Genomic DNA, 25,281 nt, shown 5'->3' with positions numbered 1-25,281 from the left:
ACAGACCCGGGACGCCCGGCGCAGCGTCGCAGACGGTCTCGGGTGCCCGACGCGGTGGACAAACCCATGGGTTCGGCGACGCACAGACGAGCGAAGACCACGGCACTACCTTGCGCGGATCATCACGTCTGGGTGCCTGCATGCCGATCCCGAGTCCCGTCATCAGCGACTGCATCGTCCTGGGTCTGGCGCCGAACGACCAGGGGCCGGTCGAGACGGCGATCGCCGTCGTCGGCGAACCGATCGGCGTGCCGGGCACAGAAGCGGCGCGCGGCACCCTGACCCTGCGGTTGAAGGCGGGCATCACGGCCGACGAAGCGCGGGCCATCGCGGGCCTGCGGCAGGCCAGGGTCCAGGGTCTGGGCCAACTCGACGCATCGGGCGCCGGCTCCGCATGAACACTCGAGCCGCGGGGGCCTGTCCGGCCTGAGCGGCGAGGCCCTGCCCCTCCCACGCGCCATCGAGCGGAACGAATGGGCCCGCAGGTCGAACCAACCCCTTTCCTGTGCGCCCTCCAAGGAGCCCCACCCCATGAACCTCCGTGCCTTCTCCCTGACCCTGGTGCTGGCCTTCGTCCTGCTGGCGGCATTCGCCACCTTGAACTGGGTGACCATGGCAACCCCCAGCACCCTGAACCTCGGGTTCGCCGAGGTCAGCGCCCCGTTGGGCCTGGTCCTGCTGGTGTTCACGGCGGCCATCAGCGGCCTGTTCATCGTCTACCTGGTGCTCCTGCAGGCCGGCGTCATCCTCGAAGCGCGGCGGTTGACGAAGGAGGTCAAGGCACAGCGCGAACTCGCGGACACGGCCGAGGCCTCTCGCTTCACCGAACTGCACACCCTGCTGGAAGGCGAACTGCGCCGGCTCGATGCGCAGGGGGCCGAATCCACCCGCGAGTTCGGGGCGCGGATCGAACGATCGGAACGGGCCATGCAGGACCGCCTGGCAGAAGCTGCGGGCGCGCTGTCGGCCCATCTCGGCGAGATCGAGGACAAGCTCGATCGCGCGTTGGTCCCGCTGCCGGCATTGGGCGTGTCGCCGCAGGCAGGGCGCTGACCGGTGCGGGGAGGCGCCCACCGCCTGCCGGCCTGGGGTGCTAGCGAGTTAAGGACGCGTCCAGGCGCCGCTGCGCTTCAGGCCTGGCGAGGCGATGCCACGCTTGATGCGGACGGACTGCACGGCAGCGCACAACGCCGTGGCCCCGGCCTGCCCATGCGCCGGCCGATGAGGACGCCGCCACGGCCATCCGACCGCAGCAGGGCGCCGAAGCCTCGGCTCGTCGGGGCGACCCGCAGTGCCACCGCAGCCCGACGGCCCCGCAGCCTTGCCCGGGGTCTCGCGGCGTCGGCCGCGAGACGGGCCGCGGGGCGGTCCATGGCCATCGGTCCGTCGGCCACGGCGTGATGGCCGCCCGTCGCCACTCGATGCGGGATTGGTGGCCGCTGGTCAAGGGGGCCTCGACCGCCTGGGTGGCCGACTATGCGCCCAGCATGGGCGCTGCGCTGGCCTACTACAGCGTGTTCTCGCTGGCACCCTTGCTGCTGATCGTGATCTCGATCGCTGGGTTGGTCTTCGGCCAGGACGCCGTGCGCGGCGAGGTCTTCGTGCAGTTGCAGGATCTCCTGGGCACCGACGCGTCGCGGATGATCGAAGGCCTGCTGGCCAGTGTCAGCAAGCCCGCCGAGGGGGTGGCCTCCACCGCCATCGGAACGGCCCTGCTGCTGGTGGGCGCCACCAGCGTCTTCGGCGAGCTGCAGGACGCCCTGGACCGCATCTGGCGCGCGCCGGCGCGAGACCGTTCCGGCGGACTGTGGGGACTGGTGCGGGCCCGTCTGCTGTCGTTCGGCATGATCCTGGGCATCGCCTTCCTGCTGATGGTGTCGCTGGTGTTCGGCGCCGTCGTGTCCGCCTTGGGAAAACTCTGGTCGGGCGCCTTTGGCGAGTGGGCCCTGTTGGGGCAACTGGTCAACCTGGGTGTCGGCTTCTTGATGACGACAGGCGTGTTCGCGATGATCTACAAGATCATGCCGCGTGTGTCGGTGAAATGGCGCGACGTGTGGCTGGGTGCCCTCGTCACGTCACTGCTGTTCACAGGTGGCCGCTTCCTGATCGGCATGTACATCGGCCGGAGCAACCTGGCATCGGGCTTTGGCGCCGCGGGCTCCCTGATCGTGGTGTTCGTCTGGGTCTACTACTCGGCCCAGATCTTCCTGCTCGGCGCCGAATTCACGTGGATCTATGCCAGGACATTCGGCTCGATGAGTGACCTGCATCCCCAGCTCGCTGCCAAGACCGGTGGCCCGCCTCCCGGCTTTGCCACCGACCAGGCCTGCGCGCCGCACGCGCCAGGCGCCGCGCCGTGATGCCCGCGCGGTGATGGCCGCACGGTGATCGACAAAGGCCCAGGCATTGGGAGCGCGCCGGACGGCCCCCAAACCACGCGATCGCACAGGAAGGGGCTTGCGCTGAAGCAGCGCTGGTGGTGGAGGCTTCGGTGGTGGCGATGTCCTGCGACTGGAGGGCGCGCTCTTGGTCGGACTGTCCCATCTCCATGTCGTCGGCGATGGCCATCGGGATCTCGCGGCTGTGGTCGCGCAGCGCCAGGGTCGACATCGTCCGGCCCGCTGGCAACTGCCTGGCAAAGGTCTCCCAGTCGGCGACGATCGCGTCGAGCTTGTCCTGGATGAAGGCGCTGAACTTCATGGGCGGCTCGTAAGGGCTGATCACGAGATGAAAGACATCCTCACCCGAGGGGCTGGGCCGGCAGTGGCCCTGCGCCGTCGCGTGGCTCGCCTCGAGGTGCTGCACTCCGTGCTGCGTTGTCGCTGGAGCGAAAGCTGCGGCCTGCCGCGGCATGCGATCGGTTGGGACGGCAGACCCGGTCGGCAGGGCCGCCAGCTCGCCACAATCCCCGCCCATACCAGGCCTTGAATTCCCGGGGGCCTGCGGGCGAGGGGGCGCCTGTTGCATCATCGCTGCGCATGGACCATCCGCTCGCCCCATGAAGACGCCGGTCCCGATCGCCACGGGGCGGCCCGCGGGCCAGGCACGATGACGGCGCCGGGGCCGCCGCTGGTGGTGGTGTTCAACGTCGGTGCCGGCCAGGGCCAAGCCGACGAAGTGCGCGCCACGCTGCAGGCCGGTTGCGCCGGGGCCGGCTGCATGCTGCAACTGCTGGAGGTGCGCGACCCGCAACAGCTGGGCACCATCGCGCGGCAGGCCGTGGCACAGGCGCAGCAGTGCGGTGGCATCGTGGTGGCTGCTGGCGGCGACGGCACCATCAACGCCGTGGCCCAGGCCTCGCTGGGCAGCGGTTGCGCCTTCGGCGTGCTGCCGCAGGGCACCTTCAACTACTTCAGCCGCACGCACGGCATCCCGTCCGACACCGCCGAGGCGCTGCAGGTGCTGCTGGCCGGCCATTCCCAGCCCGCCCAGGTGGGCTTGGTGGGCGAGCGCGTGTTCCTCGTCAACGCCAGCCTGGGCCTGTACCCGCAATTGCTGGAAGAGCGCGAGGAGTGGAAGCGCCAGTTCGGCCGCAGCCGCCTGGTGGCCTTCGGGGCCGGCCTGGCCACCCTGCTGCGCGGCCACCGCAGCCTGCGCCTGCGCGTGGAGAGCCGGGGGCAGGAGCGCGAGCTGCGCACGCCCACGCTGTTCGTCGGCAACAACGCGCTGCAGTTGCAGCAGTTGGGCCTGCCCGAGGCCGTCGATGCCGGCTGCCTGGCCGCCATCGCGTTGCGCCCGGTGGGGCTCTTCAAGATGCTGGGGCTGCTGTGGCGCGGCGCATTCGGTCGCCTGGGCCAGGCCGACGAACTGATCCATGTCGCCACGCGCCAGCTCACGGTGCGCCCGAGTCGCCGCCTGGGCACCTTGGGGTCGAGCCGCATCAAGGTGGCCACCGACGGCGAGGTGACGTGGATGCGGCTGCCGCTGTGCTTCCGGGTGGCGCCGCAGACCCTGGACCTGCTGCGCCCCCCCTCGGCCGCGCCCGAGTTGCTGGCGACGGAATGACGTTGCTGCTGCAGGTCTCGGACCCGCACTTCGGCACCGAGCGGTCCGCGGTCGTCGAAGCCCTGGTGCGTCTGGCGCTGACACTGAAGCCCCAGGTGCTGCTGATGTCGGGCGACATCACCCAGCGCGCCACGCGCGCGCAGTTCGCGGCGGCACAGACCTTCGTGCAACGCCTGGCGGTGCCCCATTGCGTGGCCGTGCCGGGCAATCACGACATCCCGTTGTGGCACTTGCCCTTGCGCCTGCTGAAACCCTATGCGCGATACAGCGCGGCCTTCGGCGCCGAACTCGAACCCAGCCTGGAAGCCGACGACCTGCTGCTGCTGGCCGTGAACACCACGCGCTGGTGGCGGCAGGCGGATGGGCAGTTGTCGGCCGCGCAGGTGGACCGCGTGACGCAGCGCCTGGCGCAGGCGCGGCCCGGCCAGCGGCGGCTGGTGGTGGTGCACCAGCCCCTGGTGGTGACGCGGCCGGAGGACGAGAAGAACCGGCTGCACGGCCACGCCGCGGCCCTGCAGGCCTGGGGCGCGGCCGGTGTGGACCTGATCATCGGCGGGCACATCCACCTGCCTTTCGTGCTGCCGCTGACCGGTGGCGGGTGGGCGGTGCAGGCGGGCACGGCCGTCAGCCGCCGGGTGCGGGCAGGGGCCGGCAATTCGGTGAACCTGATCCACATCGATGCCGCTGCGGCCGAACGTGCCGTGGTGGAGCGCTGGGACCATGACCCGGCCCAGGGTGGCTTCGTGCCGCGTGAACGGCACCGGTTGCTGGCGCTGGCGCGCCATGGCGAAGACTGACCCCGGGGTCCGCCCGACCCAGCGACAGCCATGCCACCGAGGATTCGATGTACGGTCACGATGCCGCGGGCAGGTGCCCGGCGACAGCGGCGCGCCGGAGCCATTCAAACCACAGAAGGAGATTCGACCATGATCTTCAGGCAACTCTTCGAACCCGTGTCGAGCACCTTCACCTACCTGCTGGGCTGCGAGACCACCGGGCAGGCGATGCTGATCGACCCGGTCGTCAACGCCATCGACCGCGATCTGCAGGTGGTGCAGTCGCTGGGGCTCACCCTGGTGCTGACGCTCGACACCCACATCCATGCCGATCACATCACCGCGGCGCTGCACCTGAAGCAGCGCGTCGGCAGCCGCATCGCGGCGCCGGCGATCGATCGGCTGCCCTGCGTCGACGTGGGCATCGAGGAGGGCACGCCGCTGCCACTGGGCGGCCTCACGGTGGCGCCGCTGCACACGCCCGGCCACACCGACGGCCACTTCGCCTACCGATGCATCGACCATGGCTGCGACCGCCTGTTCAGCGGCGATGCCTTGCTGATCGACGGCTGCGGCCGCACCGACTTCCAGAACGGCGACGCCGCGACGCTCTACGAGAGCGTCACCGGGAAGCTGTTCACCTTGCCCGATGAGGTGCTGGTCTACCCGGCGCATGACTACCAGGGCCGCCGGGTCTCGTCGATCGGGCAGGAGAAGAGCCGCAATCCGCGCCTGGGGCAAGGCCGGACGCTGGAGGAGTTCAAGGCCCTCATGGCCAAGCTCGATCTGCCGTACCCCAACTTCATCGACCATGCGGTGCCGGGCAACCGCCAATGCGGCGTGTGCCCGGACGACCTGCCCGATCAGATGCGCAAGTACTGCGAGCGCATGACCCAGAGCCCGCAAGGCTGACCGCTCCCGTGGCCCAGCCCCTCGGCTCAAGACACCCCCATGCCGGCGCCAGCGCTTGGACCGATGGGGATCCACCCGGCTCGACGGCGGTGCCCACAGCCTTGTGCGGGCGCGGCATGCCCGGCGACGCCATGCGGATCCATGGCCTGACGGCCCTCGGGGCAGCGGATTCGGTTCCCGCTCGACCGCATGGCTGACGCGACGGGGCGGTGGGCAGCCCAGGTCCTGCGGTGGAGCGCCATCGCGCTCGTCGTGGGGGTGGCCGCCAGAACCGCATGGCGCCTGCACGAATCGTCCGAACTGATCCGCCTGAGCGTCCCGCTGCAGCACGCACCCGTGCAACCGGCCCTGCGGCTGCTCATCGTCGGTGACAGCACGGCGGTGGGCACCGGTGCCACCGCGCCGCACGCCAGCGTGGCGGGTCTGCTGGCGCGGGCCTTCCCAAGGCTCCTGATCGTCAACCAGGCGCGCGACGGGGCGACGTTTGCCGCCGTGATGGCCCAACTCGAAGGCGGTGAGCCCTTTGACATGGTGCTGGTGATGGCCGGCGGCAACGACGTGGTCCGCCTGCTCGGCCTGGAGGCCCTGCAAGGCGACGTCGATCGCGTGACGCACCGCGCCCGCCAGCGGGCCGGCCTGGTGGTGCTGATGCCTGCAGGCAACGTCGGCAATGCGCCGATCTTGTGGGCGCCCCTGTCCTGGCTGATGACCTGGCGCTCGCGCCGCCTGCACGCCTTCGCCGACGCCGCGGCGGCGCGCCACGGCGCCGTGCTGGTGAACCTGTTCCGCGAATCCTCCGACGACCCCTTCGTCCAGCAACCGTCGCTGACCGCTGCGGACGGACTGCATCCCAGCGATGCCGGCTACCGGGTGTGGTTCGGCGAGCTGATGGCCCAGGCCGATCTGCCCACACGGCTGTCGTCGGCCGCCGCGGTCGACCGCTGATCCAGGCCGGCCGGCCGGGCTGGGTGAGCGGCGCCGCCGCAGCCCGGCGGACGGGGGGTTGCAGGTCTGTGCGTTTGAGTACAGACCGGGTGACGCCCGGCGGCGACCATGACCACTTCCCGGCACTGCGCGCGAGACGGCGTGCGGGCGCCGGTCTGTGTCGCGCGGGTCGAAGAAGCGGCCCCGAGCCGCCGAAGGAGAGCGCAATGCGAATGAGCACGAAGAGACGACTTGCCGTCGAGGCCATGATCGACCTCGCCCTGCGCGAGCAGGCCTGGCCGGTGGCGCTGGCGTCCATCGCCCACCGCCAGCGCGTGTCGCTGTCGTACCTCGAGCGCCTGTTCTCCCAGTTGCGCACGGCCGGCCTGGTGGACAGCACCCGCGGTGCCGGCGGCGGCTACTCGCTGGGCATGCAGGCGTCGGCCATCTCGGTGGCCGCCATCGTGGGCGCGGTCGATGCCGGCTCGCTGGATGCCGACGTGGGCACCGGCTTTCTCGAACTCACCGACGACCTGTCGCAGCAGTTGGCCGCCGTGATGCAGACGCACATGGCCGGCATTGCACTGGCCGACCTGGTGGCCGGGCAGCGCGACGCCGGTGTGGTGGTCGAGGCAAGCCCGCCCCACCGAGCCATCGCGCCTCGACCGATGGTCAGCGCCGTGGGGCCTCGGCCGCCGCCACGCCCCGCCAGTGCCGGCGTGCCGAACTCGGTGTTCGAGCTGGGCAATTCGATGGCCATGGCCGCCGCTCGGCTGAGGCCCTGAGGCGGGCCCTCCAGGCGCCCGGCAGGGCCACGGCCGGGCACCGCAGCGCCGGGCAGTGACGCCCCGCGGCCAAACGGCCCGGCCTCGGGTCGATCGAGTGCGTTCCCCTGCTGCCGTCCCGGCCCGCGCGACTGTCGCTGCGCTCTACAGCGCGTGCCCAGGTCTTGCAGGCGGCCCGGGCGGTGAGCCAATGCATCGGCCGCCCGGGCGGGCCGATCAAAGGTGCTGCGCGGGCATGCCCTCGAGCAGATCGGCCAACTCGTCGGCGTGCTCCTCTTCCACCGCCAGGATCTGCTTGAGCAGGTCGCTGGTGGTCGGATCATGGTCGCCCAGGTAACGGATCATGTCGCGGTAGCTGTCGATGGCGATGCGCTCGGCCACCAGGTCCTCCTGGATCATCTGCGCCAGCGTGTCGCCGGCCACGTACTCGGCGTGGCTGCGCTCGCTCAGGCGGTCGGGCGAGAAGTCGGGTTCCCCACCGAGCTGCACGATGCGCGCGGCCAGCAGGTCGGCATGGCCCTGCTCTTCGTTGGAATGGGTCAGGAACTCGGCCCCCACGGTCTGCCCGTGGATGCCGCGCGCCATGAAGTGGTGGCGCCGGTAGCGCAGCACGCACACGATCTCGGTCGCCAGCGCCTCGTTGAGCAGCTTGAGCACCTGGTCGCGGTCGGCGCTGTAGCCGGCGGTCACGGCCCCGCGTTCGATGTGCTTGCGGGCCTGGCTGCGCAGGGTGGCGACGTCGGTGAGGGTGTGGCCGGATTTCATTGCTTGACCTTCAGTTCGTTCTTGACGCTGCTGGCACCGTCGGCGGCGCCGGCAATCTTGTTGGCCTGGTCGATCTGGCCCTGGCTGTTGACGAAGCCGGAGAGCTGCACCTCGCCCTTGTACGTGACCACGCTGATGTCGAGGCTCTTGATGTCCGGATCGGCCAGCAGGGCGGTCTTGACGCGGCCGGTCACGGTGGCATCGTCGACCTTGGTGCCCATGCTGGTGGCCGTTCCCTTGAGGGTCACGCCGTTCTCCACGTTGGTCACGCCGGCCACGCTGCGCGTGACAGCCAGCGCCTGGTCGATCTGGGCCTGGCTGTCCACGAAGCCGCTGAGTTGCACGGTGCCTTTGCGGGTTTCCACCTGCAGATCGAAGCTGTTGACGGCGGGCTCGGCCAGCAGTGCCGACTTGACGCTGGAGGTGATGACCGCGTCGTCCACCTGGGTGCCGACGGTCATGGGGGGCGCCTGTGTCGCGGGGGCGGCTTCGGGTGCCTTGTTGCAGCCCATCAGCAGGGTGGTGGCGATGGCAGTGAGTGCCGTGCCCAGCAGGAGGCGTGAGGTTCGGGTGGTCATGGGGTGTGTGCTCCAGTGGATGAAAGGAAATGAGGGCGGCGCCCTTGCGGGGCGAACCAGGCGGGTTGTGCCCGAGCCGGGTCCAGCCAGGGCAGGGCGTCTTCGAGTGGGCCCCGCCGCCGTGCGCTCTCGGCGCCTGCGCACGCTCGGCTGCTGCGGCAGGTGGCCCTATCGCTCGTGTGGCGCGCGCCGCTGCTCGGAGTTCGGAGGCCACGGTCGGTCAGGTCCCGGACTCGCAGGACCGGGGGATGGCACGACCTTAGGGGTGCGTGCGGCGGCCGTCTGTGCGCTGACAGACCCAAGCGGCGTGCGGCCGTGGCGGGGCGGGGCAGGCTGGGTAGGCCACCCTCAGGCTACTGGTGGTCCTTTTTCGGCCCTTTGACGGCCCCTTGGCGGCCCTTCGGCGGTGGCGGGCCCGAGCCTGGCTTCGCGCGCTGGTCTGGCGCGGATAGGCGCGCTGTCCTACAGACGCTCCGGGCGTCTGGGGATTACTGTCCCGCGAGCATGTTCCCGCCGCGCACGTCCGGCAGGAGACGGGGCCACCGCGGCCCTTCGTCGCCTCGGCCGAGCACGGCGCCATCCCCGCCCGTTCACTGGCTCGCACACCATGCCGTCCACTCCGCCCGACGCTGCCCTTCCTTCTCGCGTGTTGCATGCGCTCGACACCGCCCTCGACCAGAGCCAGGAAGTCCGGGCCGAGGTGGAGGCCTGTGCCGAAGACCTCGGCACCGCGAACGACCTGGCGAAAGCTCGGATGGCCGACGGTGCGACCACCTTGCCCGCCGCCCAGGCGCTGCGTGACGGTCTGGACGTCGAACGCAGGGTGCAAGGCTGCGCCGACGATCTGCAGCAGGTGACCGACAACCTGGCCCACGGCCTGGACGAGGTCAAGGCGGTGGAGCAGGCCTTGAGCCGGTCTCGGCTGGCGCTGGCAGAGTCGGAGGCCGCGCTGGCCGTGTCGCGCGCTGCCGAGCGCATGGCCAGCCAGATCGCCATGCACGACCAGAAGACCGGCCTGCCCAACCGCACGCTGTTCGACGATCGGCTGACGCAGGCCATCGCCAGTGCGGACCGCCATGGCTGGACGCTCGCGGTGATGTTCCTGGACCTCGATCGCTTCAAGCTCGTCAACGACACCCATGGCCATGCCGCTGGCGACTCGGTGCTGACGGTCGTGGCAGAGCGCCTGATGCGCCATGTGCGCGACGAGGACACGGTCTGCCGCAACGGCGGCGATGAGTTCCTGTACCTGTTGATCAACCCGGCGGATCGCGACGCCGTGGCGCACATCGCCGGCGTGGTGCGGCAGTCCATCGAGCTCCCCATCGGGGTGGGGTCGCTGCAGTTTGCCGTCACGCCGAGCATCGGCATCGCGCTCTACCCCGAGCACGGCTCGAACGGGCCCACGCTCATCTCCCATGCCGACACCGCGATGTACCGGGCCAAGCAAGGGCGCAGCCCCTGCGAGTTCTTCGACCCCTCAATGGCCTCGAGCGCGACCTCAGCCGTGCCGACCGACTGATATCGCGTGAAAGACGTGAACTGATTGCGGCAGCACGCTGACCAGCGGGAGCGTCTGGGCGCCGGCCACGGCGCCACCGCTGGACATGGCCTTGCACGGCCGGCGCGGTCCGGGGCTGCAGCACCCCTGCCCGCATCGCGGCTTTGCGAATCGGCCCTGGCATCACGCGTCTCGGGGGATCGCGAGGGGCGTCAGGTGCCGCGGCGCGCCAGTGGCCAGGACCAGCGTGCGCGATCGAACAGACGTCACTTTGTCGCGTGCCTACTGTCGCCCCGTGGCGAAGGGCACGAGCCGCCGGTCGATACAGCCCCCGACCCGCTGCTTTGCGTTCTATTGCGCGGCCTTTCTCCGTCCCGATTGCCATCTCGATCGCGCTGTTCGTGCACCGACTGCACATCCCCGTGCCCCACCCATTCAAGGACTGCCCATGACCGCCACCAAGACCACCGCTTCCCACAAGGCCAAGCCGGCCAGCAAGGACGCCATTGCCCTGCTCAAGGCCGACCACGAGGCCGTGAGCCAGTTGTTCGCCGAGTACGAGAGGACCCGTTCGGTCTCCAACAAGAAGGCCCTGGTCGCCGAGATCTGCACCGCACTCACCGTGCACGCGCAGATCGAGGAAGAGATCTTCTACCCGGCCGTGAAGGAGGCGTTGAAGGACAAGCTGCTGGTGCCCGAGGCCACCGTCGAACACGCGGGCGTGAAGGACCTGATCGCGCAGCTCAAGGGCATCGAGCCCGACGGTGAGATGTACGACGCCAAGGTCAAGGTGCTGTCGGAGTACGTGAAGCACCACGTCAAGGAAGAGCAGACCGAGATGTTCCCCCAGGCCAAGGCGGCGTCGCTCGACCTGGCCGAGCTGGGGGCCCGCATGGCCGCCCGCAAGGACGCTCTGCTGGCCAAGGCCGCCTGAACCCCAACGGAGACGTCATGAACGAAACCAACCCCAACCCCAACCCCAACGACCACGCACCCGACGGCGTCTGGCCGAACGGCGGTTCCCGCACCCAGGTGCCCGACACGTCCATGCTGCCGGGCAGCGAAAAGGCGCCCCCCGCCGCGGTCGGCCTTCTGAAGCACGCGGTACAGGGGGCCCACGAGACCATCGATCGCCTGGCCGGCACGGCCGTGCCGGCAGTGCAGAAGCTCGGTGATCGCGTCTCGGTCGCGGCGGCGGCGCTGGACGAGAAGACCCTCCAGTTGCGCGCCCTGAAAGACGAATGGGTCGAGGACGCGCGAGCCACCGTCCGGCGCAATCCGCTGACCTGGGTCGCTGCCGCGCTGGCACTGGGCGCGGTGATCGCCCGCGTCACCCGCAGCCGCTGAGCCCGCTGAACCCACCCGCGGGCGTCCCCTGCGCACCACTTTCGGCAAGGCACGCCATGAACCCCACCGCGATGGTCATCGCCACCTTGATCGTTATGCCTGCCCTCGGCCTCGCGGCCTGGGTGTGGTTCGCCATGGCCCGGGTGGAGGAAGAGTTGCGTTCCTTCAACGGGTTCGAGGGCATGCACTTCGAGATCGGACCCCAGGCCCCTGACCACTCCGAAGGAGCGACATGAACAATCCCTGGTTGAAGAAGAACTGACCTTGCCCCTGGATTCCGTATCCCATAGCTGGACTACGCGCTGGCCTGCCGGGGTTGGTCGGCGAGCCAGTTTTCTTCGAACTGCATTGGGCTGACATAGGCCAGCGTCGAGTGCAGTCGGGTCCGGTTGTACCAGAGCATCCAGGCTACGACTTCATCCTTGGCGTGGCGCCTGCTCTTGAAGCGGTGCCCGTGCAGCCGCTCCACCTTCAGTGAGCCGAACAAGGTCTCGCTGCAGGCGTTGTCCCAGCAGTTCCCGCGCCGGCTCATCGAGGCGGTGATGCCGTACTCGGTGAGCACGTCGCGGAAGTCCTTGCTGGCGTACTGACTGCCCCGGTCGCTGTGGAAGATCAGGCCCGCATCCTTGCTCGGATGGCGCTTGAACCAGGCCATGCGCAGCGCATCGATGACCAGTTCACGCGCCATGTCCTGACGCAGCGACCAGCCCACCACCTGGCGGCTGAACAGGTCGATCACCACGGCCAGGAACAGCCAACCCTCGTCGGTGGCGATGTAGGTGATGTCGCCTACCCAGACCCTGTCGGGCTCGGCCACGTTGAACTCGCGGTTGAGCAGGTTCGGTGCAATGGGCAGGTCGTGCTTGCTGTCGGTGGTGACCTTGAAGCGTCGCTTGCCCTTGGCGCGGATGCCGTGCAGTTGCATGAGCTTTTGCACCCGGTCCTTGCCCACCCTGATGCCTCGGGCCAGCAGTTCCTTCCAGGTCCGCGGCCAGCCGTAGCCTCCGTGCGTCTCGGCGTGGATCGCCTTGATGTGCGCCAGCAGCGCGTCGTCGCTGAGGTGGCGCCGCTGCGCGTTGCTGGCTCGGCGCACGAAGTGCTCGTGATACCCGGTCACGCTGACTTGCAGCACCCGGCACTGCACCGAGATCGGCCACACGCGCCGGTGGCGCTCGATGAACGCGTACTTCACTTCGCTGCCTTTGCGAAGTACGCCGTCGCTTTTCCCAGGATGTCGCGCTCCATCGTCACCCGCGCCAGCTCGGCGCGCAGCCGGGCGATCTCCATCTGCTCGGCGCTCACGGGCTTGCTGTCCACGCCGGTGAGCTTGCCTTCGCGCTTCGCCTTGACCCAGTTGAACAAGGTCTGATCGACCACGCCCAGCGTCCTGGCCACCGCCGCGATGCTCTGGCCGCCCTCGACCAGGCGCACCGCCTCTTGCTTGAACTCCAACGTATAGCGCGCCCTCGGCGCCGCCTTCGGCTTCGTCATTTCCGCTCTCCTTGCTTGGATTGAATCACTCAGCAAGGGAGACGGTTTCCGGGGGCAAGGTCAAACCCTTTCATGAGTCTGTGGCTGAGCGCGGCACACCGTGTCGGGGGGGCCTTGCGCGGCCAGGCCACGGCCCAGGCCAGGCGGCAGGTGAAGGCGGCGATGGCCGAGGCGGCACCACCGCCAGCGGCAAAGGCCAGGCCCGCCCGCAAGCGCTGAGCTCCCCGCCACCTGCCGCTGCCCGAGCCGATGCGTCACATGCCCCCTTGGGTGCTGGCGGCCGGCGTCACGGCCGGTCTGTGCCTGGTGATCGGTCTGCTGGTCTCGAACTTCGTCGGTGGCGAGACGAAGATCGAGCACCGCGTCGAACGGCTTTACGCGCTCGACGACCCCCGCTTCATGCACGAGCTCGGCGTGCTGCTCGGGCCGCCCTTCCTGCCAGGAACCGCGGCCCGCGCGCTGCTGAACGGCGACGAGATCTTCCCGCCGATGCTGGCGGCGATCCGTGCTGCCAAGGTGTCGATCACCTTCGAGACCTACATCTACTGGGCGGGTGACATCGGGCGCGAGTTCGCCGACGCACTGGCCGAGCGGGCGCGCCAGGGCGTGAAGGTGCATGTGCTGCTCGACTGGGTGGGCAGCGCGAAGATGGACGACGGCCTGGTGGAGGCGATGGCCCGGGCCGGCGTCCAGGTCAAGCGGTTCCACCCCCCGCACTGGTCGCACCTGGGGCGGTTGAACAACCGCACCCATCGCAAGCTATTGGTCGTCGACGGCCGCACCGGGTTCACGGGCGGCGTCGGCGTGGCGCCGCAGTGGACAGGCCGCGCACAGGACCCCGCGCACTGGCGGGACACCCACTTCGAGGTGCATGGCCCCGTGGTGGCGCAGATGCAGTCGGTCTTCATCGACAACTGGATCAAGGTCACGGGCGATGTGCTGCATGGCCCCGACTACTTTCCCACGCTGGTGCCCGCGGGCCCGGCGTCGGCGCAGATGTTCAGCAGTTCGCCCAGCGGTGGCAGCGAGAGCATGCAACTGATGTACCTGCTGGCCGTGACGGCGGCATCGCGTTCGATCGACCTGTCCGCCGCGTACTTCGTGCCCGACGGGTTGACCTTGCGGGCCCTGGTCGACGCGCTCGGGCGCGGGGTCAGGCTGCGCATCGTGGTGCCCGGCAAGCACATCGACAGCGACGCCGTGCGCGGCGCATCGCGGGCCACCTGGGGGCCCCTGCTCAGCGCAGGTGCCGTCATTGCCGAGTACGAGCCGACGATGTACCACTGCAAGGTCATGATCGTCGATGGCCTGCTCACCTCGGTCGGCTCGACCAACTTCGACAACCGCTCGTTTCGCCTCAATGACGAAGCCACGTTGAACATCGTCGACAAGGCCTTCGCCAGCGCCCAGACCGCGGCCTTCGAATCCGACCTGGCGCGGTCGCACCGGGTGAGCTACGCCGAGTGGCAGGACAGGCCCGCACGCGAGAGGCTCGGCGAGTGGTTGGCCACCTTGATCGGCACCCAGCTCTGAGCATGTGCGCGGTCGAACAGACGCGACGGGGCGCGGGCGTGAACATCGTTGTTCGAGCCACGCGCACCCCGCTCGTGGCATCCACAGATCCACAGGAAAGCATGTCATGAATCTCATCATCTGGTTGATCGTCGGCGGTCTCATCGGTTGGCTTGCCAGCGTGCTGATGAAGACCAACGGCCAACAAGGCCTGTTCCTCAACGTGGTTGTCGGCATCGTCGGCGCCATGCTCGGCGGTTGGTTCCTCTCGCCGCTGGTCGGCGTCGGCACCATCAACCAGAACAACTTCAGTTTGCCGGCCATGCTCGTCTCGTTCATCGGCGCAGCCGTCCTGCTGGCGATCGTCAACGTGTTCCGCCGCGGCAGCGTGCGCTGAACGGGCGCAACCCGGCCTCGAGCGGCACGCGGATGCACCGCCGAGCCCATCCACCACCAGGGGACCTCCATGCCCACGCCGTTTGCCGCCATCGCCCTCGTCACGTGCCTGTTGGGGCTGGGGGCCTGTGACAAGACACCGACCCAACCCCCGACGCCGATCGTCAACGAGACCTCGGCGTCGAACCGTGGCTCCACGGCAGGCTCTGCCGATGACCCGTCGGTGCCGGCTGCCGGAGCGGTGTTCCCGTCCGCCACCGCCCCCAAGGCGGATGCCGCAACGGGGCGGTCGAACGGCGCGATGAGTTCGACGCAGGAGTCCACGGCGATGCCGATGCCGGGGCAGAACAACGATCACTCGGCACCGGTCGGCCCGGGCAGGCGCGCCAGCGCGCCGTAGCCCCGCGGGCGGACCCTCTGCTTCAGGAGCCCCACCATGCCTCGCACCCTGGCCCACAAGCCCCGTTACCCGAACAACGACGTGCCCGACGAGTTCGAGCCGGGTGCACCGCCCGTCGAACCCGACGAGGGGCCGACCCCCATCCCTGATCCCGGCAACCCCGAGCGCGACGGCGACCAACACCCCGGGGCGCACCCGGCCCGCAGTGCGCGCGCGCGGCGTTCCGCCGGGCCGCGCGGAGCGAAGGCGCCCAGGTCGGTCCCCGGCCTGGCACTGCCGCATGAGCGCGACGAGTCGACCCCGGCCACCGCGGCGGTGCCCGACCCCGTCATGGTCCAGGCCAAGCGCGACCTCGATGCCGGCCTGGTCGACACCGACATGCGCGCCACGCCCGGCCTGGACGCCGATCGCCGCTCCCGGCTCGTTCCCGGGGCTGGCGGCAAGCCGCCCTCGTCGGGCAGTTGATCCGCTTCAGCCATCGCATGCCCCGGCGAGCCCTGCTGCTCCCGCTTCACGAGGTCCCGCATGAAGACTGAACCCATCGCCAAGACCACCGACAAGTCGCCGCGAGAGGCCCCCCCGCTGGCCGAGCAACTGGCGGCCCAGCAGGCCCTGGCTTCAGCCATGCCCTGCAACGCCGGCAAGCCCCTCGAGATCGGACGCGCCAACGCCCTGGCCCCACCGCGCGGCGCCACCGTGTCGGGCCACTCGCCGATGGCGGGGGCCAGCACGCTGAGCGAGGCCAACGCATCGGCCAAGGCGGGCGACCTCGACCGCAGCCGCTCGGACGCATCGGGCCGGGTGATGACCACGGACCAGGGCGTGCCACTCGGCGACAACCAGAACTCGCTCAAGGCCGGGTTGCGCGGGCCGACACTGCTGGAAGACTTCATCCTGCGCGAGAAGATCACCCACTTCGACCACGAGCGCATCCCCGAGCGCATCGTGCACGCGCGTGGCTCGGCGGCCCACGGTTACTTCGAGGCTTATCGGCCGCTGACGGCGTTCACGCGGGCCGCGCCCTTCCAGGCCGCCGGCAAGACCACGCCCGTGTTCGTGCGCTTCTCGACGGTGGCTGGTGAACGGGGCTCCACCGACACCGCGCGCGACATCCGCGGCTTCGCCGTCAAGTTCTACACCGACGAAGGCAACTGGGACCTGGTGGGCAACAACATCCCCGTGTTCTTCATCCAGGATGCGATGAAGTTTCCCGACCTCGTGCATGCGGTCAAGCCCGAGCCGCACCATGGCATGCCGCAAGCGGCGTCTGCCCACGACACCTTCTGGGACTTTGCCTCGCTGATGCCCGAGACCACGCACACGCTGATGTGGGTGATGTCCGATCGCGGCATCCCGCGCAGCCTGCGCATGATGCAGGGCTTCGGCGTGCACACCTATCGCCTGGTCAACGCGAACGGCGAGTCGCACTTCGTCAAGTTCCACTGGAAGCCGAGCCTCGGGACGCATTCACTGGTGTGGGACGAGGCCGTCAAGATCTCCGGCGCCGACTCCGACTTCCACCGCCGCGATCTGTGGGAGGCCATCGAGTCGGGCGAGTACCCCGAGTGGGAGCTCGGCCTGCAGATCTTCACCGAGGCGCAGGCGTCGGCCTTCAGCTTCGACGTGCTCGACGCGACCAAGCTGATCCCCGAAGAACTGGTGCCCGTGACCCCGGTGGGTCGCATGGTGCTCAACCGCAACCCGGACAACTTCTTCGCCGAAACCGAGCAGGTGGCCTTCTGCACCGCGCACGTGGTGCCGGGCATCGACTTCAGCAACGACCCCTTGCTCGCCGGCCGCATCCATTCCTACCTGGACACGCAGATCACGCGGCTGGGGGGTGCCAACTTCCACGAGATTCCCATCAACGCGCCGCTGGCGCCGGTGCACAACAACCAGCGCGACGGGCTGCACCGCCAGGCCATCCCGCGCGGCCGCGTCGCGTACGAACCCAACTCGCTCGGCGGCGGTTGCCCCTTCCAGGCGGGCGATGCGGGTTTCGTGTCGTTCCCGCAGGCGGTGGACGAGGGGCAGGGCGACAAGCTGCGCGGCAAGCCCGAGAAGTTTGCCGACCACTACACCCAGGCCGCCCTGTTCTACGAGAGCCAGACCGCCATCGAAAAGGCGCACATCGCGGGCGGCTTCGGATTCGAGCTGAGCAAGCTCACGGTGCCGGCCATCCGCGAGCGCATGGTGTCGTCGCTGGTCAACGTGTCGCCCGAACTCGCCGCCACCGTCGCGGCGGGGCTGGGCATGGCCGTGCCCCAGGCCATGCCGAAGGCGGTGGCGTCACCGGCGACGCCCGAGGTCACCCTGTCGTCCGCCCTGTCGCTGACGGCCCTGCCGGGCGACGGCGGCATCCGGTCGCGCCGTGTCGCCATCCTGGTGGCCGATGGCGTGGAGGGGACGTCGATTGCCACCGCTTGCGCGGCACTGCGCGCCGCCGGGGCCACGGTTCACCTGATCGCCCCGCGCCTGGGCCGGGTGACGCCCGCGGGCGGCGAGCCGTTCGAAGCCACCGGGACGCTGGAGAACTCAGCGCCGGTGCTGTTCGACGGGATGGTGCTGCCCGACGGGGCCGCCGGCGTGAAGGCCCTCGGCGCCCGCATCGAGGTGATGGACTTCATCTCGAACCAGCATCGGCATGGCAAGACCATCCTCGCGTTCGGGGCCTCGAAGGCCTTGATCGAGCGTGCGGGCGTTGCGGCGACGCTGGCGGACGGCATGGCAGACCCGGGCCTCGTGACGGGGCCCGCGGGCAAGGCAGATCACGCGGTGGCGGACTTCATCACCGCGCTGGGCAGGCATCGCCATCCCGAACGGGAGGCGAGCGCCCGGGTGTCCTGAGCGGCCGTTTGCGGCATCGAACTGGCACTCTGGCAGACCGGCGGGCGATGGTGCGGCCGCGTTCCAGACCAGCAACCCCAACACGCCGACAGCGCGTACTTGGGGGTGCGTCCACCGTTGGCTCCGGCGCCCTGGCGATGCCAGGTCTGCCTACTGTCGGCTGGCGCGGTACTGGCGCTGGGTTGCCGACCCGGTCCGAACGGGGTGACCGTCCCAGCGCAACCCGGGGCCGGGCCCCGGTCGCGGCGCGCGCCTACTTCTTGCCGATGTCCTTGACGACTTCCTTGACATCGCCGACGGTCTTCTGCGCCTGGCCCTCCACCTGCTTCTTGACGCCCTTGAACTGCTGTTCGTTGCTGCCGATCACCTTGCCGGCGGCTTCCTGCACCTTGCCGGCGGCGTCCTTGATCGTGCCCTTGACTTGATCCTTGTTCATGATTTCACCTTGAGTTGAAGTTTGAAGCTGAGAGGACTGCATGGCCATCTGGCGGGCACTCAGCCCTGAAGCGCTCTTGGCGCTCCGGTCCGAGTGGTCGCGCATGGGGTTTTTGGGTTCCATGGGTCCGTGTCGCTCCTTGGGGCCGAGGCCTGCGGTGGAACCTCTGCACATCCGTCCGACACGGCACGGGTGGCTTCGGGTCCCGGTGTGCTGGCTGGGGCGGCTGAGCCCCGCAAGCACCATCGAGACACTAGGGGGCCAGGTGCCGGTCGTCTGTACGCTAATGCACGGGCCACATGTCCTCTGGCCACGGGGGTTGCCGGCCGCCATGGTGGGCTGCCGAGGCAAGGCCCTTCCTCCGAGGGGAACGCGTGCATCGGCGCACGCTGGCTGAGTGCGGTAACGCACAGATGCCGGTCGGCGGCAATGCGATGCTGCCGCGGCGTTTCTCTGCGAGAGGTTCTTCCATGAGCGGCAACCTTGCGGTTGGGTCACTCGCCCCGAGCGGCCTGCCAGGGGTCGACGGCGGCGGCACGGCGGCTGTGCCGCGCGCGGCGGCGGAGCCGGACGCGGCCCCTGCGTGGGACATCGCAGGAGCGAGCGCACAGCTGGGCGGGTCGGTTCGCGTGCTGGTGGTCGATGACAACCCGATGAACCTCACGCTGATGTCGGCGCTGATCGAATCGCGGGGGCTGGTGCCGGTCGTGGCGGCTGACGGCGCCGAAGCCGTGGCGCTGGCCTGCGGGCTGCGCTTCGACCTCATCCTGATGGACCTGCAGATGCCGATCCTCGACGGCTTGGGCGCCACCTCGGCGATCCGGCGCTTCGAGGCCCACAGTTCACGGGCTGCGGTCCCGGTTCTCGCCTACTCCAGTGCGCCTCCGGGTGCCAACCTGCTGGCGGCGCACGGCCTGAATGGCAGTCTGAACAAGCCGTGCGAGCTTCAGGAACTGGAGGACTGCCTGGCCCAGTGGTGTCCCGCCTACCGCTCCTTGCAGGCAGAGTTCGGTGTGGGCCAGGACAGCAGCAATGGCCTGCCACCGGCGGCTTGCGCCTCCTCCACAGGGGGCGGGTTGTCGCGCTGACCGTGAACCCGGGGTCGATGGTCCCAACGGATTCCCGGCACACGGGCCCGACCCGACGCCCAGTCCGCGTCGCGCCCGAGCGGCGATCGTGACGGCGGGCCCTGTGGCGCTCGCCAAGCCTTGCGCCAGCCGGGCCACGCGTGTGCCATGATGGTGGCGCTGTTGCAGTACGAAACGACCCAGTGGTAGCCAGGGCCGGCCCGCGTTGAGTGCCATCAATTTTGGCGTCGCCCGTGCGGCTACAAGATGGACCACCCCTTGGGGAGATGCAGTGCCCGGCACCCACGACCCCACCTCGAACCATCTGCTCGCGGCACTGCCCGTCGAAGAGATGGCCCGGTGGCGGCACCACCTCGAACCCGTCAACCTGCAGCTGGGCCAGGTGTTGTACGAATCGGGCAGTGTGCAGAGCCATGTGTACTTCCCGTCCACCGCCATCGTGTCGCTGCTCTACGTGACAGAGAGTGGACAGTCCGCCGAGATCGCCGTGGTGGGCAACGAAGGGGTCGTCGGCATCGCCTTGTTCATGGGCGGCGAGACGACGCCCAACCGGGCCGTCGTCCAGAGCGGCGGACTCGGCTTCCGTTTGTCGGCGCAGGCCATCAAGGCCGAGTTCAGTCGATCGGCCCCGGTGATGCACCTGTTGCTGCGCTACACGCAGGCGCTCATCACGCAGATGGCCCAGACGGCCGTGTGCAACCGCCACCATTCGGTCGACCAGCAGCTGTGCCGATGGCTGCTGTTGAGCCTGGATCGCTTGGCAGGCACAGAACTGACCATGACGCAGGAACTGATCGCCAACATGCTGGGCGTGCGGCGCGAGGGTGTGACAGAGGCGGCACTGAAGCTTCAGCGCGCCGGCCTCATCAGCTACACCCGCGGCCATGTCAAGGTGCTGGACCGACCAGGCCTGGAGCGTCGCACCTGCGAGTGCTATGCAGTCGTCAAGGCCGAATACGACCGCCTGCTTCCGGAACGCACGTCAACATAGGCCCGTGGTGCGGCGCAGGCCAGGGGCCAGCCGTGGCGGCCACGCCGGCTCAGGAGCCCTCGGCCACGCCGTCCTGGGCGTCCCCGGCATCCGTCAAGCCGACCAGGTACCGGCCCGCAGCGGTATCGGCGCCGATGCTGGCATGCACCCGCCGCGCAGGCCCGTCCTTCGGGCACAGTTCGAGCCGGCAAGACTGTCGATGAGCGCTGGCGTCGAGGTCTGCGATCGCCGACTTGAACCGACGCGCACTGTCGACGCCGAAGAAGGCGTCGAGCGGCAGCCCATAGGCCTCGTCGCGTCCGATGCCCAGCATGTCGGACCCGGTCTGGTTCAGCTCGTGCAGGACGAACCGGGCATCGATCGTGAAGCAGCCGACCGGCAGGTGGTCGTAGACCTCGAGCTGTCGGCGCAGGGCGGATTCCAGTTCGGCGCGGGATTCATGCAGTTCCTGCGCCTGCAGGTCGAGCTCGACCTGATGCACCTGCAGTTCGTGCAACAGCGTCAGGGCGTCCGATGCGGTTTCCGGCGAGGAGGCCAACGAATGGAGCACGGTCAGCGCATCGATGGCCCTGGCGCTGGAGCCCTTGGTGGCGGCAGCCCCCGTCAATCGAGACGCGGCCCGGCTGCGAAGGTCTGTGAGGCGTTCCGGTTCGATGGCTTGGGCGGACGGGTCGGACATGGGAGCCTTTGGGATGACGGGCAGGGTGCGTTGCACTCTACGCCTTGCGCAGCCGGGACTCGAGTTCTTTTGCGACGGTGATGTCCACGAAGGTGATCACCACCCCCTGGATGACATTGGCCAGCGTGCGGTACGGCATGATGCGCACGGTGAACCAGTGTCCGTCGCTGGTGGCGATCTGCTTCTCGCTGAACGCCAGCGTGCGCAGCGTCTCCTTCACGTCGGCGTGAAGTTCCGGGTAGACCAGGGTGCTGGCCAGCTCGCTCAAGGGGCGGCCGATGTCGCCCTCGCGCAGGTGGATGACCCGGGCGATCTGTTCGGTGTAGCGCCGCACATTGAGCTGGTTGTCGAGGAAGAGCGTGGCGATGTCCGTGCTGTTGAGCAGGTTCTGCATGTCGCTTTGCGCCAGCGCCAGGTCATCCAGCTTGGACTGGAGCTCGCCGTTGATGGTCTGCAGTTCCTCGTTCATCGACTGCGCTTCTTCCTTCGACGTCATCAACTCCTCGTTGGCGGACTGCAGTTCCTCGTTGGTCGACTGGAGTTCCTCGTTCGCGGCCTGCAGCTCTTCCTGCGAGGCGCGCATTTCCTGGCGCAGTGCGTTGATCTCCTCGCGCGAGCGCAGCAGCTCTTCGGTGACATCGGGGTCGACGCTGCCCGAGGCCTTGGCTCGACGCCCGCGATGGTTGGGCTGGGCCGGCACGTCCCGGAACACGATCATCGCCATGCCGGCCAGCGCCTTGGGCTGAACGATCGGCTGCACGGTGATGTCGACCGCGGCGGTGGCGTCGTCGTCGAGCCGCAGGGCGTGCAGTTCCATCGACTTCTTGTCTTGCAGCGCCGTCCGCAACGCGACGGCGAGCTGGGCCCGGATGGCCGGTCGCGCCATCACGTGGATGTTCCAGTTCGCCTTGCCGGCCGCAGGCTCCAGGTAGCGGCCCGTGCGCCCGCTGATGTAGACGATGTCTCCGCCGTCGTTCACCAGCACCGCCGCCGGCGAATGCGACTGCAGCAGCAATTGGTCGGCGAGCGCCTGCAGGTTCGCCGGAGGGGTGTTGAGGTGCGCCAGAGGAGTCTCCTGCGAGGCAGAACGTGTCGCCGGGCGCCGATGGGTCGGGAACACCACCACGCCATTGGCAGCCCCATTGTCGCGTCGCCAGTAGAGCCTGGACTTCTGGTCCAGGGGCTGGAACAGCGACTGCGCGCGGCCGACGGTTTCCGAGCCACCCAAGAACAGCGCCCCGCCGGACCGCAGGCTGTAGTGGAAGAGCGGCACCAGGCGTTTTTGCAGCGCCGCGCCAAAGTAGATCATCAGGTTGCGGCACGACACGATGTCGAGCCGGGTGAACGGCGGATCCATGATCACGTCGTGCTGTGCGAACAGCACCATGTCCCGGACACGCTTGTCGATCTGGTATCCGTCCGGCCGCTCGGAGAAGAACCGCGCCAGCCGCTTTGGCGTCAAGTCACGGGCGATCGTCGCCGCGAAACGACCGCTGCGCGCCGCGGCGATCGCATCGGCGTTGAGGTCGGTGGCAAAGATCTGCAGCTCGCGGTGGCCCGTGGCCGGCAAGGATTCGAGGACCTCGATGAACGCCATGGCCAGCGAATAGGCCTCCTCGCCGGTCGAACAGCCGACCACCCAGGCGCGCATCGGGCCGGTGTCGTGGGCATGCCGTTGGATCAGGACGGGCAGGACCTTGTCCTGCAGATCCCGCCAGACCTCCGGGTCGCGGAAGAACGAGGTGACGCCGATCAGCATCTCCTTGAACAGCAGGTCCAGCTCCTGCGCGTTGGCGCGCAGGAAGTCGGTGTAGGCGGCCATCGAACCCAGGCCATGCACGGCCATGCGCCGGGCAATGCGGCGGACCAGGGTGTTCGACTTGTACAGCCCCAGGTCGTGTCGCGTGTGCTCGTGCAGCAGCAACAGGATGGCTTCCAGCTCGTCTGCGACGTGTTCAGGAAATTCGGCAGAGGACAACTCGGCGGGGGGCTGGGGACCCGCGATGCCCGAGATGCGCAGCGGCATGTCGGCGGGCCGCGCGATGATGTCGACGCAGCCCGCGTCGATGGCGCTGCGGGGCATGGAATCGAACTGTGCCGAATCGGGCTGCTGCGCCAGGGTCAGCCCCCCCTGCGTCTTGATCGCCTGCAGGCCCTGGGTTCCGTCCGATCCCATGCCGGACATCACCACGGCGATTGCCCGGTCGCCGAGTTCACGCGCCAAGGATCCGAACAGCACGTCGATCGGCAATCGCTGCCCCCGAGGCTCGGCGGGCTTGGCCAGGTGCAGCGCACCGGCCAGGACCGTGAGTTCGGCATCGGGAGGGATCACGTACACCGAGTTGGGTTCGATGGGCGCGGCATCGACGGCCTCGTGCACCGGCATCGAGGTGGCGCGTTGCAGCAGTTCGACGAGCAGCGTCTTGTGGGTCGGGTCCATGTGCTGGACCACCAGGTACGCCAGGCCACTGCCGGCCGGCACGTTGGACAGAAACTGTTCGAGGGGCTCGAGCCCGCCGGCCGACGCCCCCAGCCCGACGATCCGCACGCCAGCGGTCGGCGTGATGCGAGCGGGTGGCGAAAGAGCGTCAGCCATGCGCGAGTATGCGCGTCGATGGGGCCATGCCCGACCCGCGAGCGCTGCGTCGTTCGCAGGGCGGGCGGCCCTCCGATCCGCGTCGCGCCGCTGCTAGACGATCGTCATCACGGCCAACCACGCAGCGGACACCACCGCAGCGACGCGGCTTCGCGGTGAGGCCCGCCCGACCGCTGCGAACAGGAACACGTTGCAGGGCAGTGGTGCGAAATGAATGGCCGCGGCGGCCCAGGACGGCGCACCCTGGCTGGCCGCCACCAGCGCCATGAACGTGGCCAGCAGGTTCATGGCCGTGCCCAGGCCCAGCATGTCTCTCCAGAACACGGTGCGCATCGGCACCTCGCCGCGCCAGCGGCGGGCAAAGAACGATGCCAGGCGGTGTCGGTTCACCTCGCGGGCCTCCAGGTCGACAGCAAAGGAGGACCCAGTGTCTACGAGCCGCCGCAAGGTCGCCATGCCCCGATCGCCGGCGCGGAGGGCGAAGTCACCGCAGCACCTCGGTGAAGAAGAAGACGGTGGCCTTGACCATGGCGAACACCACGCCGGACACGACGACGGCCGATACCGCAGCCGCGGCAAGCCCGGCCAGGACCCACAGGCCGTCCCGTTCCAGGATGCCCAGTGCCAGCAGGCTGATGGCCAGTGCCGGCAGCATGTTGCCCAGCGGAACGGGCAGCACCAGCACCACCGCGAGCACCAGGCACACCAGCCCGATCAGGTACTCCATCGGCGGCAGCGCCAGGCCCATGGCGCGGGGCCGCAGCAAGCGTTCGGCGCGTGCCAGCCACGGGCCGATGCGCCGCACCACGGTGGCGAAGTCGGTGCGCGTCATCGTGCGGCGAGCGATCACGGCCGGCAGCCAGGGCCCGCGGCCGAGTGCCAGCTGTGCCGCCAGGAAGATCAGCGGCGCGCCCAGCAGGATCGACGTGCCCGGCGGCACCGGCAGCACGTTGGGCACCGCAAACACGAACAGCAGGGCCGCCAGGGCGCGGTCGCCCAGCGCTGCCAGCAAGTCGCTCACGGCGATGCGCTCGCGGCTGTCGTCCTGCGCGAGCGCGTGCAACACGGCCGACAGCGGGATCTTGCTGCCCGAGTCCCCGATCGTACCGATCATGCGATGGGTGCGGCGGGACGGTCGCGGCTTGCGCCGGGCCGGGGGCGCAGCGATCCGGCCGGGACGGTGTCGGTCGACCCGCGGCTGGCCGGCACGCGTGGCGTTGGCAAGGCCCCCATCAGTTGGGGCCCGGCGCGG

Annotated in this window: 28 protein-coding genes; 20 read left to right on the top strand and 8 right to left on the bottom strand. The window is 69.2% G+C overall.

Annotation, left to right across the window (positions count from 1 at the left end; all coding sequences use genetic code 11):
* Positions 1-140: 140 nt before the first annotated feature.
* The 9 genes from EOINJALH_RS24570 (at position 141) to EOINJALH_RS24530 (ending at position 7,402) form a co-directional block, all read left to right on the top strand.
* Positions 141-398: a hypothetical protein gene (locus tag EOINJALH_RS24570; RefSeq protein ID WP_088285106.1), complete on the top strand. Its 258-nt coding sequence runs from the start codon at positions 141-143 to the stop codon at positions 396-398.
* Positions 399-531: 133 nt separating this feature from the next.
* A complete protein-coding gene (locus tag EOINJALH_RS24565; RefSeq protein ID WP_088285104.1) occupies positions 532-1,053 on the top strand; it encodes a LapA family protein in 522 nt (173 codons plus the stop codon).
* 347 nt (positions 1,054-1,400) lie between these two features.
* On the top strand, positions 1,401-2,360 hold the full coding sequence (locus EOINJALH_RS24560) for a YihY/virulence factor BrkB family protein (protein ID WP_404872796.1): 960 nt from the start codon (positions 1,401-1,403) through the stop codon (positions 2,358-2,360).
* A 200-nt stretch (positions 2,361-2,560) separates the two neighbouring features.
* Entirely contained in the window at positions 2,561-2,713 is a 153-nt protein-coding gene (locus EOINJALH_RS31950) for a hypothetical protein (RefSeq protein WP_234414015.1), read from the top strand.
* Between the two features lie 335 nt (positions 2,714-3,048).
* A complete protein-coding gene (locus EOINJALH_RS24550; protein ID WP_088285100.1) occupies positions 3,049-4,005 on the top strand; it encodes a diacylglycerol kinase family protein in 957 nt (318 codons plus the stop codon).
* Positions 4,002-4,802, top strand: coding sequence for a metallophosphoesterase (locus tag EOINJALH_RS24545; RefSeq protein WP_088285098.1), 801 nt, complete (start codon positions 4,002-4,004; stop codon positions 4,800-4,802). Before EOINJALH_RS24550 ends, EOINJALH_RS24545 begins: the two co-directional genes overlap by 4 nt.
* A gap of 129 nt (positions 4,803-4,931) precedes the next feature.
* Positions 4,932-5,693, top strand: coding sequence for an MBL fold metallo-hydrolase (locus tag EOINJALH_RS24540; protein WP_088285096.1), 762 nt, complete (start codon positions 4,932-4,934; stop codon positions 5,691-5,693).
* Positions 5,694-5,882: 189 nt separating this feature from the next.
* On the top strand, positions 5,883-6,638 hold the full coding sequence (locus EOINJALH_RS24535; RefSeq protein WP_088285094.1) for a GDSL-type esterase/lipase family protein: 756 nt from the start codon (positions 5,883-5,885) through the stop codon (positions 6,636-6,638).
* A 212-nt stretch (positions 6,639-6,850) separates the two neighbouring features.
* The gene (locus tag EOINJALH_RS24530) at positions 6,851-7,402 is read left to right on the top strand and encodes an Rrf2 family transcriptional regulator (RefSeq protein WP_234414014.1); all 552 of its coding nucleotides are present in this window, start codon (positions 6,851-6,853) and stop codon (positions 7,400-7,402) included.
* A 216-nt stretch (positions 7,403-7,618) separates the two neighbouring features.
* On the opposite strand, the gene EOINJALH_RS24525 is transcribed toward EOINJALH_RS24530, so the two are convergent.
* Positions 7,619-8,167: a bacterioferritin gene (locus EOINJALH_RS24525; RefSeq protein ID WP_088285090.1), complete on the bottom strand. Its 549-nt coding sequence runs from the start codon at positions 8,165-8,167 to the stop codon at positions 7,619-7,621.
* A complete protein-coding gene (locus EOINJALH_RS24520) occupies positions 8,164-8,745 on the bottom strand; it encodes a BON domain-containing protein (RefSeq protein ID WP_088285088.1) in 582 nt (193 codons plus the stop codon). Before EOINJALH_RS24520 ends, EOINJALH_RS24525 begins: the two co-directional genes overlap by 4 nt.
* A gap of 607 nt (positions 8,746-9,352) precedes the next feature.
* On the opposite strand from EOINJALH_RS24520, the gene EOINJALH_RS24515 reads away from it, so the two are divergent.
* The 4 genes from EOINJALH_RS24515 (at position 9,353) to EOINJALH_RS24500 (ending at position 11,829) form a co-directional block, all read left to right on the top strand.
* A complete protein-coding gene (locus EOINJALH_RS24515; protein WP_088285086.1) occupies positions 9,353-10,267 on the top strand; it encodes a GGDEF domain-containing protein in 915 nt (304 codons plus the stop codon).
* Between the two features lie 427 nt (positions 10,268-10,694).
* A complete protein-coding gene (locus tag EOINJALH_RS24510) occupies positions 10,695-11,180 on the top strand; it encodes a hemerythrin domain-containing protein (RefSeq protein WP_088285084.1) in 486 nt (161 codons plus the stop codon).
* 17 nt (positions 11,181-11,197) lie between these two features.
* Positions 11,198-11,593 carry a hypothetical protein gene (locus tag EOINJALH_RS24505; RefSeq protein ID WP_088285082.1) on the top strand — a complete coding sequence of 132 codons (396 nt, stop codon included), beginning with the start codon at positions 11,198-11,200 and terminating at the stop codon, positions 11,591-11,593.
* A gap of 56 nt (positions 11,594-11,649) precedes the next feature.
* Positions 11,650-11,829 carry a hypothetical protein gene (locus tag EOINJALH_RS24500; RefSeq protein ID WP_088285080.1) on the top strand — a complete coding sequence of 60 codons (180 nt, stop codon included), beginning with the start codon at positions 11,650-11,652 and terminating at the stop codon, positions 11,827-11,829.
* Positions 11,830-11,888: 59 nt separating this feature from the next.
* Here the strand turns inward: EOINJALH_RS24500 and EOINJALH_RS24495 are convergent.
* Positions 11,889-13,084 (bottom strand): IS3 family transposase gene (locus tag EOINJALH_RS24495; RefSeq protein WP_199873472.1). Its coding sequence is split into 2 segments (ribosomal slippage): positions 11,889-12,820 and positions 12,820-13,084, totalling 1,197 coding nucleotides; the frame shifts between segments, so codons are not numbered across the junction.
* Positions 13,085-13,342: 258 nt separating this feature from the next.
* Here EOINJALH_RS24495 and EOINJALH_RS24490 point away from each other — a divergent pair.
* The 5 genes from EOINJALH_RS24490 to EOINJALH_RS24470 all read left to right on the top strand — a co-directional run bounded on the left by EOINJALH_RS24490 (position 13,343) and on the right by EOINJALH_RS24470 (position 18,239).
* Positions 13,343-14,617 (top strand): phosphatidylserine/phosphatidylglycerophosphate/cardiolipin synthase family protein, encoded by a 1,275-nt coding sequence (locus EOINJALH_RS24490; protein WP_088285078.1) that lies wholly within the window; start codon positions 13,343-13,345, stop codon positions 14,615-14,617.
* A 106-nt stretch (positions 14,618-14,723) separates the two neighbouring features.
* Complete coding sequence (locus EOINJALH_RS24485; protein WP_088285076.1) at positions 14,724-14,993, top strand: GlsB/YeaQ/YmgE family stress response membrane protein; 270 nt, start codon at positions 14,724-14,726, stop codon at positions 14,991-14,993.
* Between the two features lie 69 nt (positions 14,994-15,062).
* Positions 15,063-15,392 (top strand): hypothetical protein, encoded by a 330-nt coding sequence (locus EOINJALH_RS24480; protein WP_088285074.1) that lies wholly within the window; start codon positions 15,063-15,065, stop codon positions 15,390-15,392.
* A 36-nt stretch (positions 15,393-15,428) separates the two neighbouring features.
* Positions 15,429-15,857: a hypothetical protein gene (locus EOINJALH_RS24475; protein ID WP_088285072.1), complete on the top strand. Its 429-nt coding sequence runs from the start codon at positions 15,429-15,431 to the stop codon at positions 15,855-15,857.
* Between the two features lie 60 nt (positions 15,858-15,917).
* Complete coding sequence (locus EOINJALH_RS24470) at positions 15,918-18,239, top strand: catalase (protein ID WP_088285070.1); 2,322 nt, start codon at positions 15,918-15,920, stop codon at positions 18,237-18,239.
* A gap of 253 nt (positions 18,240-18,492) precedes the next feature.
* On the opposite strand, the gene EOINJALH_RS24465 is transcribed toward EOINJALH_RS24470, so the two are convergent.
* Positions 18,493-18,675, bottom strand: a complete 183-nt coding sequence (locus EOINJALH_RS24465; protein ID WP_088285068.1) for a CsbD family protein — start codon at positions 18,673-18,675, stop codon at positions 18,493-18,495.
* Positions 18,676-19,145: 470 nt separating this feature from the next.
* On the opposite strand from EOINJALH_RS24465, the gene EOINJALH_RS24460 reads away from it, so the two are divergent.
* Positions 19,146-19,763, top strand: a complete 618-nt coding sequence (locus EOINJALH_RS24460; RefSeq protein WP_158219882.1) for a response regulator — start codon at positions 19,146-19,148, stop codon at positions 19,761-19,763.
* Positions 19,764-20,094: 331 nt separating this feature from the next.
* Positions 20,095-20,754, top strand: coding sequence for a Crp/Fnr family transcriptional regulator (locus tag EOINJALH_RS24455; RefSeq protein ID WP_088285151.1), 660 nt, complete (start codon positions 20,095-20,097; stop codon positions 20,752-20,754).
* 49 nt (positions 20,755-20,803) lie between these two features.
* On the opposite strand, the gene EOINJALH_RS24450 is transcribed toward EOINJALH_RS24455, so the two are convergent.
* From EOINJALH_RS24450 to EOINJALH_RS24435, 4 genes are all read right to left on the bottom strand, one after another.
* Positions 20,804-21,469 carry a PAS domain-containing protein gene (locus EOINJALH_RS24450; RefSeq protein WP_144290152.1) on the bottom strand — a complete coding sequence of 222 codons (666 nt, stop codon included), beginning with the start codon at positions 21,467-21,469 and terminating at the stop codon, positions 20,804-20,806.
* 1 nt (position 21,470) lies between these two features.
* Positions 21,471-24,029, bottom strand: a complete 2,559-nt coding sequence (locus EOINJALH_RS24445) for a chemotaxis protein CheB (protein WP_088285062.1) — start codon at positions 24,027-24,029, stop codon at positions 21,471-21,473.
* A gap of 93 nt (positions 24,030-24,122) precedes the next feature.
* On the bottom strand, positions 24,123-24,419 hold the full coding sequence (locus tag EOINJALH_RS24440) for a hypothetical protein (protein ID WP_088285060.1): 297 nt from the start codon (positions 24,417-24,419) through the stop codon (positions 24,123-24,125).
* Positions 24,420-24,513: 94 nt separating this feature from the next.
* On the bottom strand, positions 24,514-25,143 hold the full coding sequence (locus EOINJALH_RS24435) for an exopolysaccharide biosynthesis protein (protein ID WP_088285058.1): 630 nt from the start codon (positions 25,141-25,143) through the stop codon (positions 24,514-24,516).
* Between the last annotated feature and the right edge of the window lie 138 nt (positions 25,144-25,281).

It is taken from the genome of Ideonella sp. A 288 (genome assembly GCF_002198735.1).
Taxonomy (GTDB): domain Bacteria; phylum Pseudomonadota; class Gammaproteobacteria; order Burkholderiales; family Burkholderiaceae_C; genus Pseudaquabacterium.
Note: the sequence above shows the minus strand (reverse complement) of the source record. Positions and strands in the feature narration are given on the sequence as shown.

Coding starts and splice junctions, on each gene's coding strand:
- EOINJALH_RS24510 (WP_088285084.1), top strand. CDS start 10,695: ATGACCGCCACCAAGACCACCGCTTCCCACAAGGCCAAGCCGGCCAGC.
- EOINJALH_RS24560 (WP_404872796.1), top strand. CDS start 1,401: ATGGCCGCCCGTCGCCACTCGATGCGGGATTGGTGGCCGCTGGTCAAG.
- EOINJALH_RS24525 (WP_088285090.1), bottom strand. CDS start 8,167: ATGAAATCCGGCCACACCCTCACCGACGTCGCCACCCTGCGCAGCCAG.
- EOINJALH_RS24475 (WP_088285072.1), top strand. CDS start 15,429: ATGCCTCGCACCCTGGCCCACAAGCCCCGTTACCCGAACAACGACGTG.
- EOINJALH_RS24490 (WP_088285078.1), top strand. CDS start 13,343: ATGCCCCCTTGGGTGCTGGCGGCCGGCGTCACGGCCGGTCTGTGCCTG.
- EOINJALH_RS31950 (WP_234414015.1), top strand. CDS start 2,561: ATGGCCATCGGGATCTCGCGGCTGTGGTCGCGCAGCGCCAGGGTCGAC.
- EOINJALH_RS24540 (WP_088285096.1), top strand. CDS start 4,932: ATGATCTTCAGGCAACTCTTCGAACCCGTGTCGAGCACCTTCACCTAC.
- EOINJALH_RS24530 (WP_234414014.1), top strand. CDS start 6,851: ATGAGCACGAAGAGACGACTTGCCGTCGAGGCCATGATCGACCTCGCC.
- EOINJALH_RS24500 (WP_088285080.1), top strand. CDS start 11,650: ATGAACCCCACCGCGATGGTCATCGCCACCTTGATCGTTATGCCTGCC.
- EOINJALH_RS24520 (WP_088285088.1), bottom strand. CDS start 8,745: ATGACCACCCGAACCTCACGCCTCCTGCTGGGCACGGCACTCACTGCC.
- EOINJALH_RS24535 (WP_088285094.1), top strand. CDS start 5,883: ATGGCTGACGCGACGGGGCGGTGGGCAGCCCAGGTCCTGCGGTGGAGC.
- EOINJALH_RS24485 (WP_088285076.1), top strand. CDS start 14,724: ATGAATCTCATCATCTGGTTGATCGTCGGCGGTCTCATCGGTTGGCTT.
- EOINJALH_RS24445 (WP_088285062.1), bottom strand. CDS start 24,029: ATGGCTGACGCTCTTTCGCCACCCGCTCGCATCACGCCGACCGCTGGC.
- EOINJALH_RS24505 (WP_088285082.1), top strand. CDS start 11,198: ATGAACGAAACCAACCCCAACCCCAACCCCAACGACCACGCACCCGAC.
- EOINJALH_RS24545 (WP_088285098.1), top strand. CDS start 4,002: ATGACGTTGCTGCTGCAGGTCTCGGACCCGCACTTCGGCACCGAGCGG.
- EOINJALH_RS24550 (WP_088285100.1), top strand. CDS start 3,049: ATGACGGCGCCGGGGCCGCCGCTGGTGGTGGTGTTCAACGTCGGTGCC.
- EOINJALH_RS24435 (WP_088285058.1), bottom strand. CDS start 25,143: ATGATCGGTACGATCGGGGACTCGGGCAGCAAGATCCCGCTGTCGGCC.
- EOINJALH_RS24470 (WP_088285070.1), top strand. CDS start 15,918: ATGAAGACTGAACCCATCGCCAAGACCACCGACAAGTCGCCGCGAGAG.
- EOINJALH_RS24570 (WP_088285106.1), top strand. CDS start 141: ATGCCGATCCCGAGTCCCGTCATCAGCGACTGCATCGTCCTGGGTCTG.
- EOINJALH_RS24565 (WP_088285104.1), top strand. CDS start 532: ATGAACCTCCGTGCCTTCTCCCTGACCCTGGTGCTGGCCTTCGTCCTG.
- EOINJALH_RS24465 (WP_088285068.1), bottom strand. CDS start 18,675: ATGAACAAGGATCAAGTCAAGGGCACGATCAAGGACGCCGCCGGCAAG.
- EOINJALH_RS24480 (WP_088285074.1), top strand. CDS start 15,063: ATGCCCACGCCGTTTGCCGCCATCGCCCTCGTCACGTGCCTGTTGGGG.
- EOINJALH_RS24460 (WP_158219882.1), top strand. CDS start 19,146: ATGAGCGGCAACCTTGCGGTTGGGTCACTCGCCCCGAGCGGCCTGCCA.
- EOINJALH_RS24515 (WP_088285086.1), top strand. CDS start 9,353: ATGCCGTCCACTCCGCCCGACGCTGCCCTTCCTTCTCGCGTGTTGCAT.
- EOINJALH_RS24455 (WP_088285151.1), top strand. CDS start 20,095: ATGGCCCGGTGGCGGCACCACCTCGAACCCGTCAACCTGCAGCTGGGC.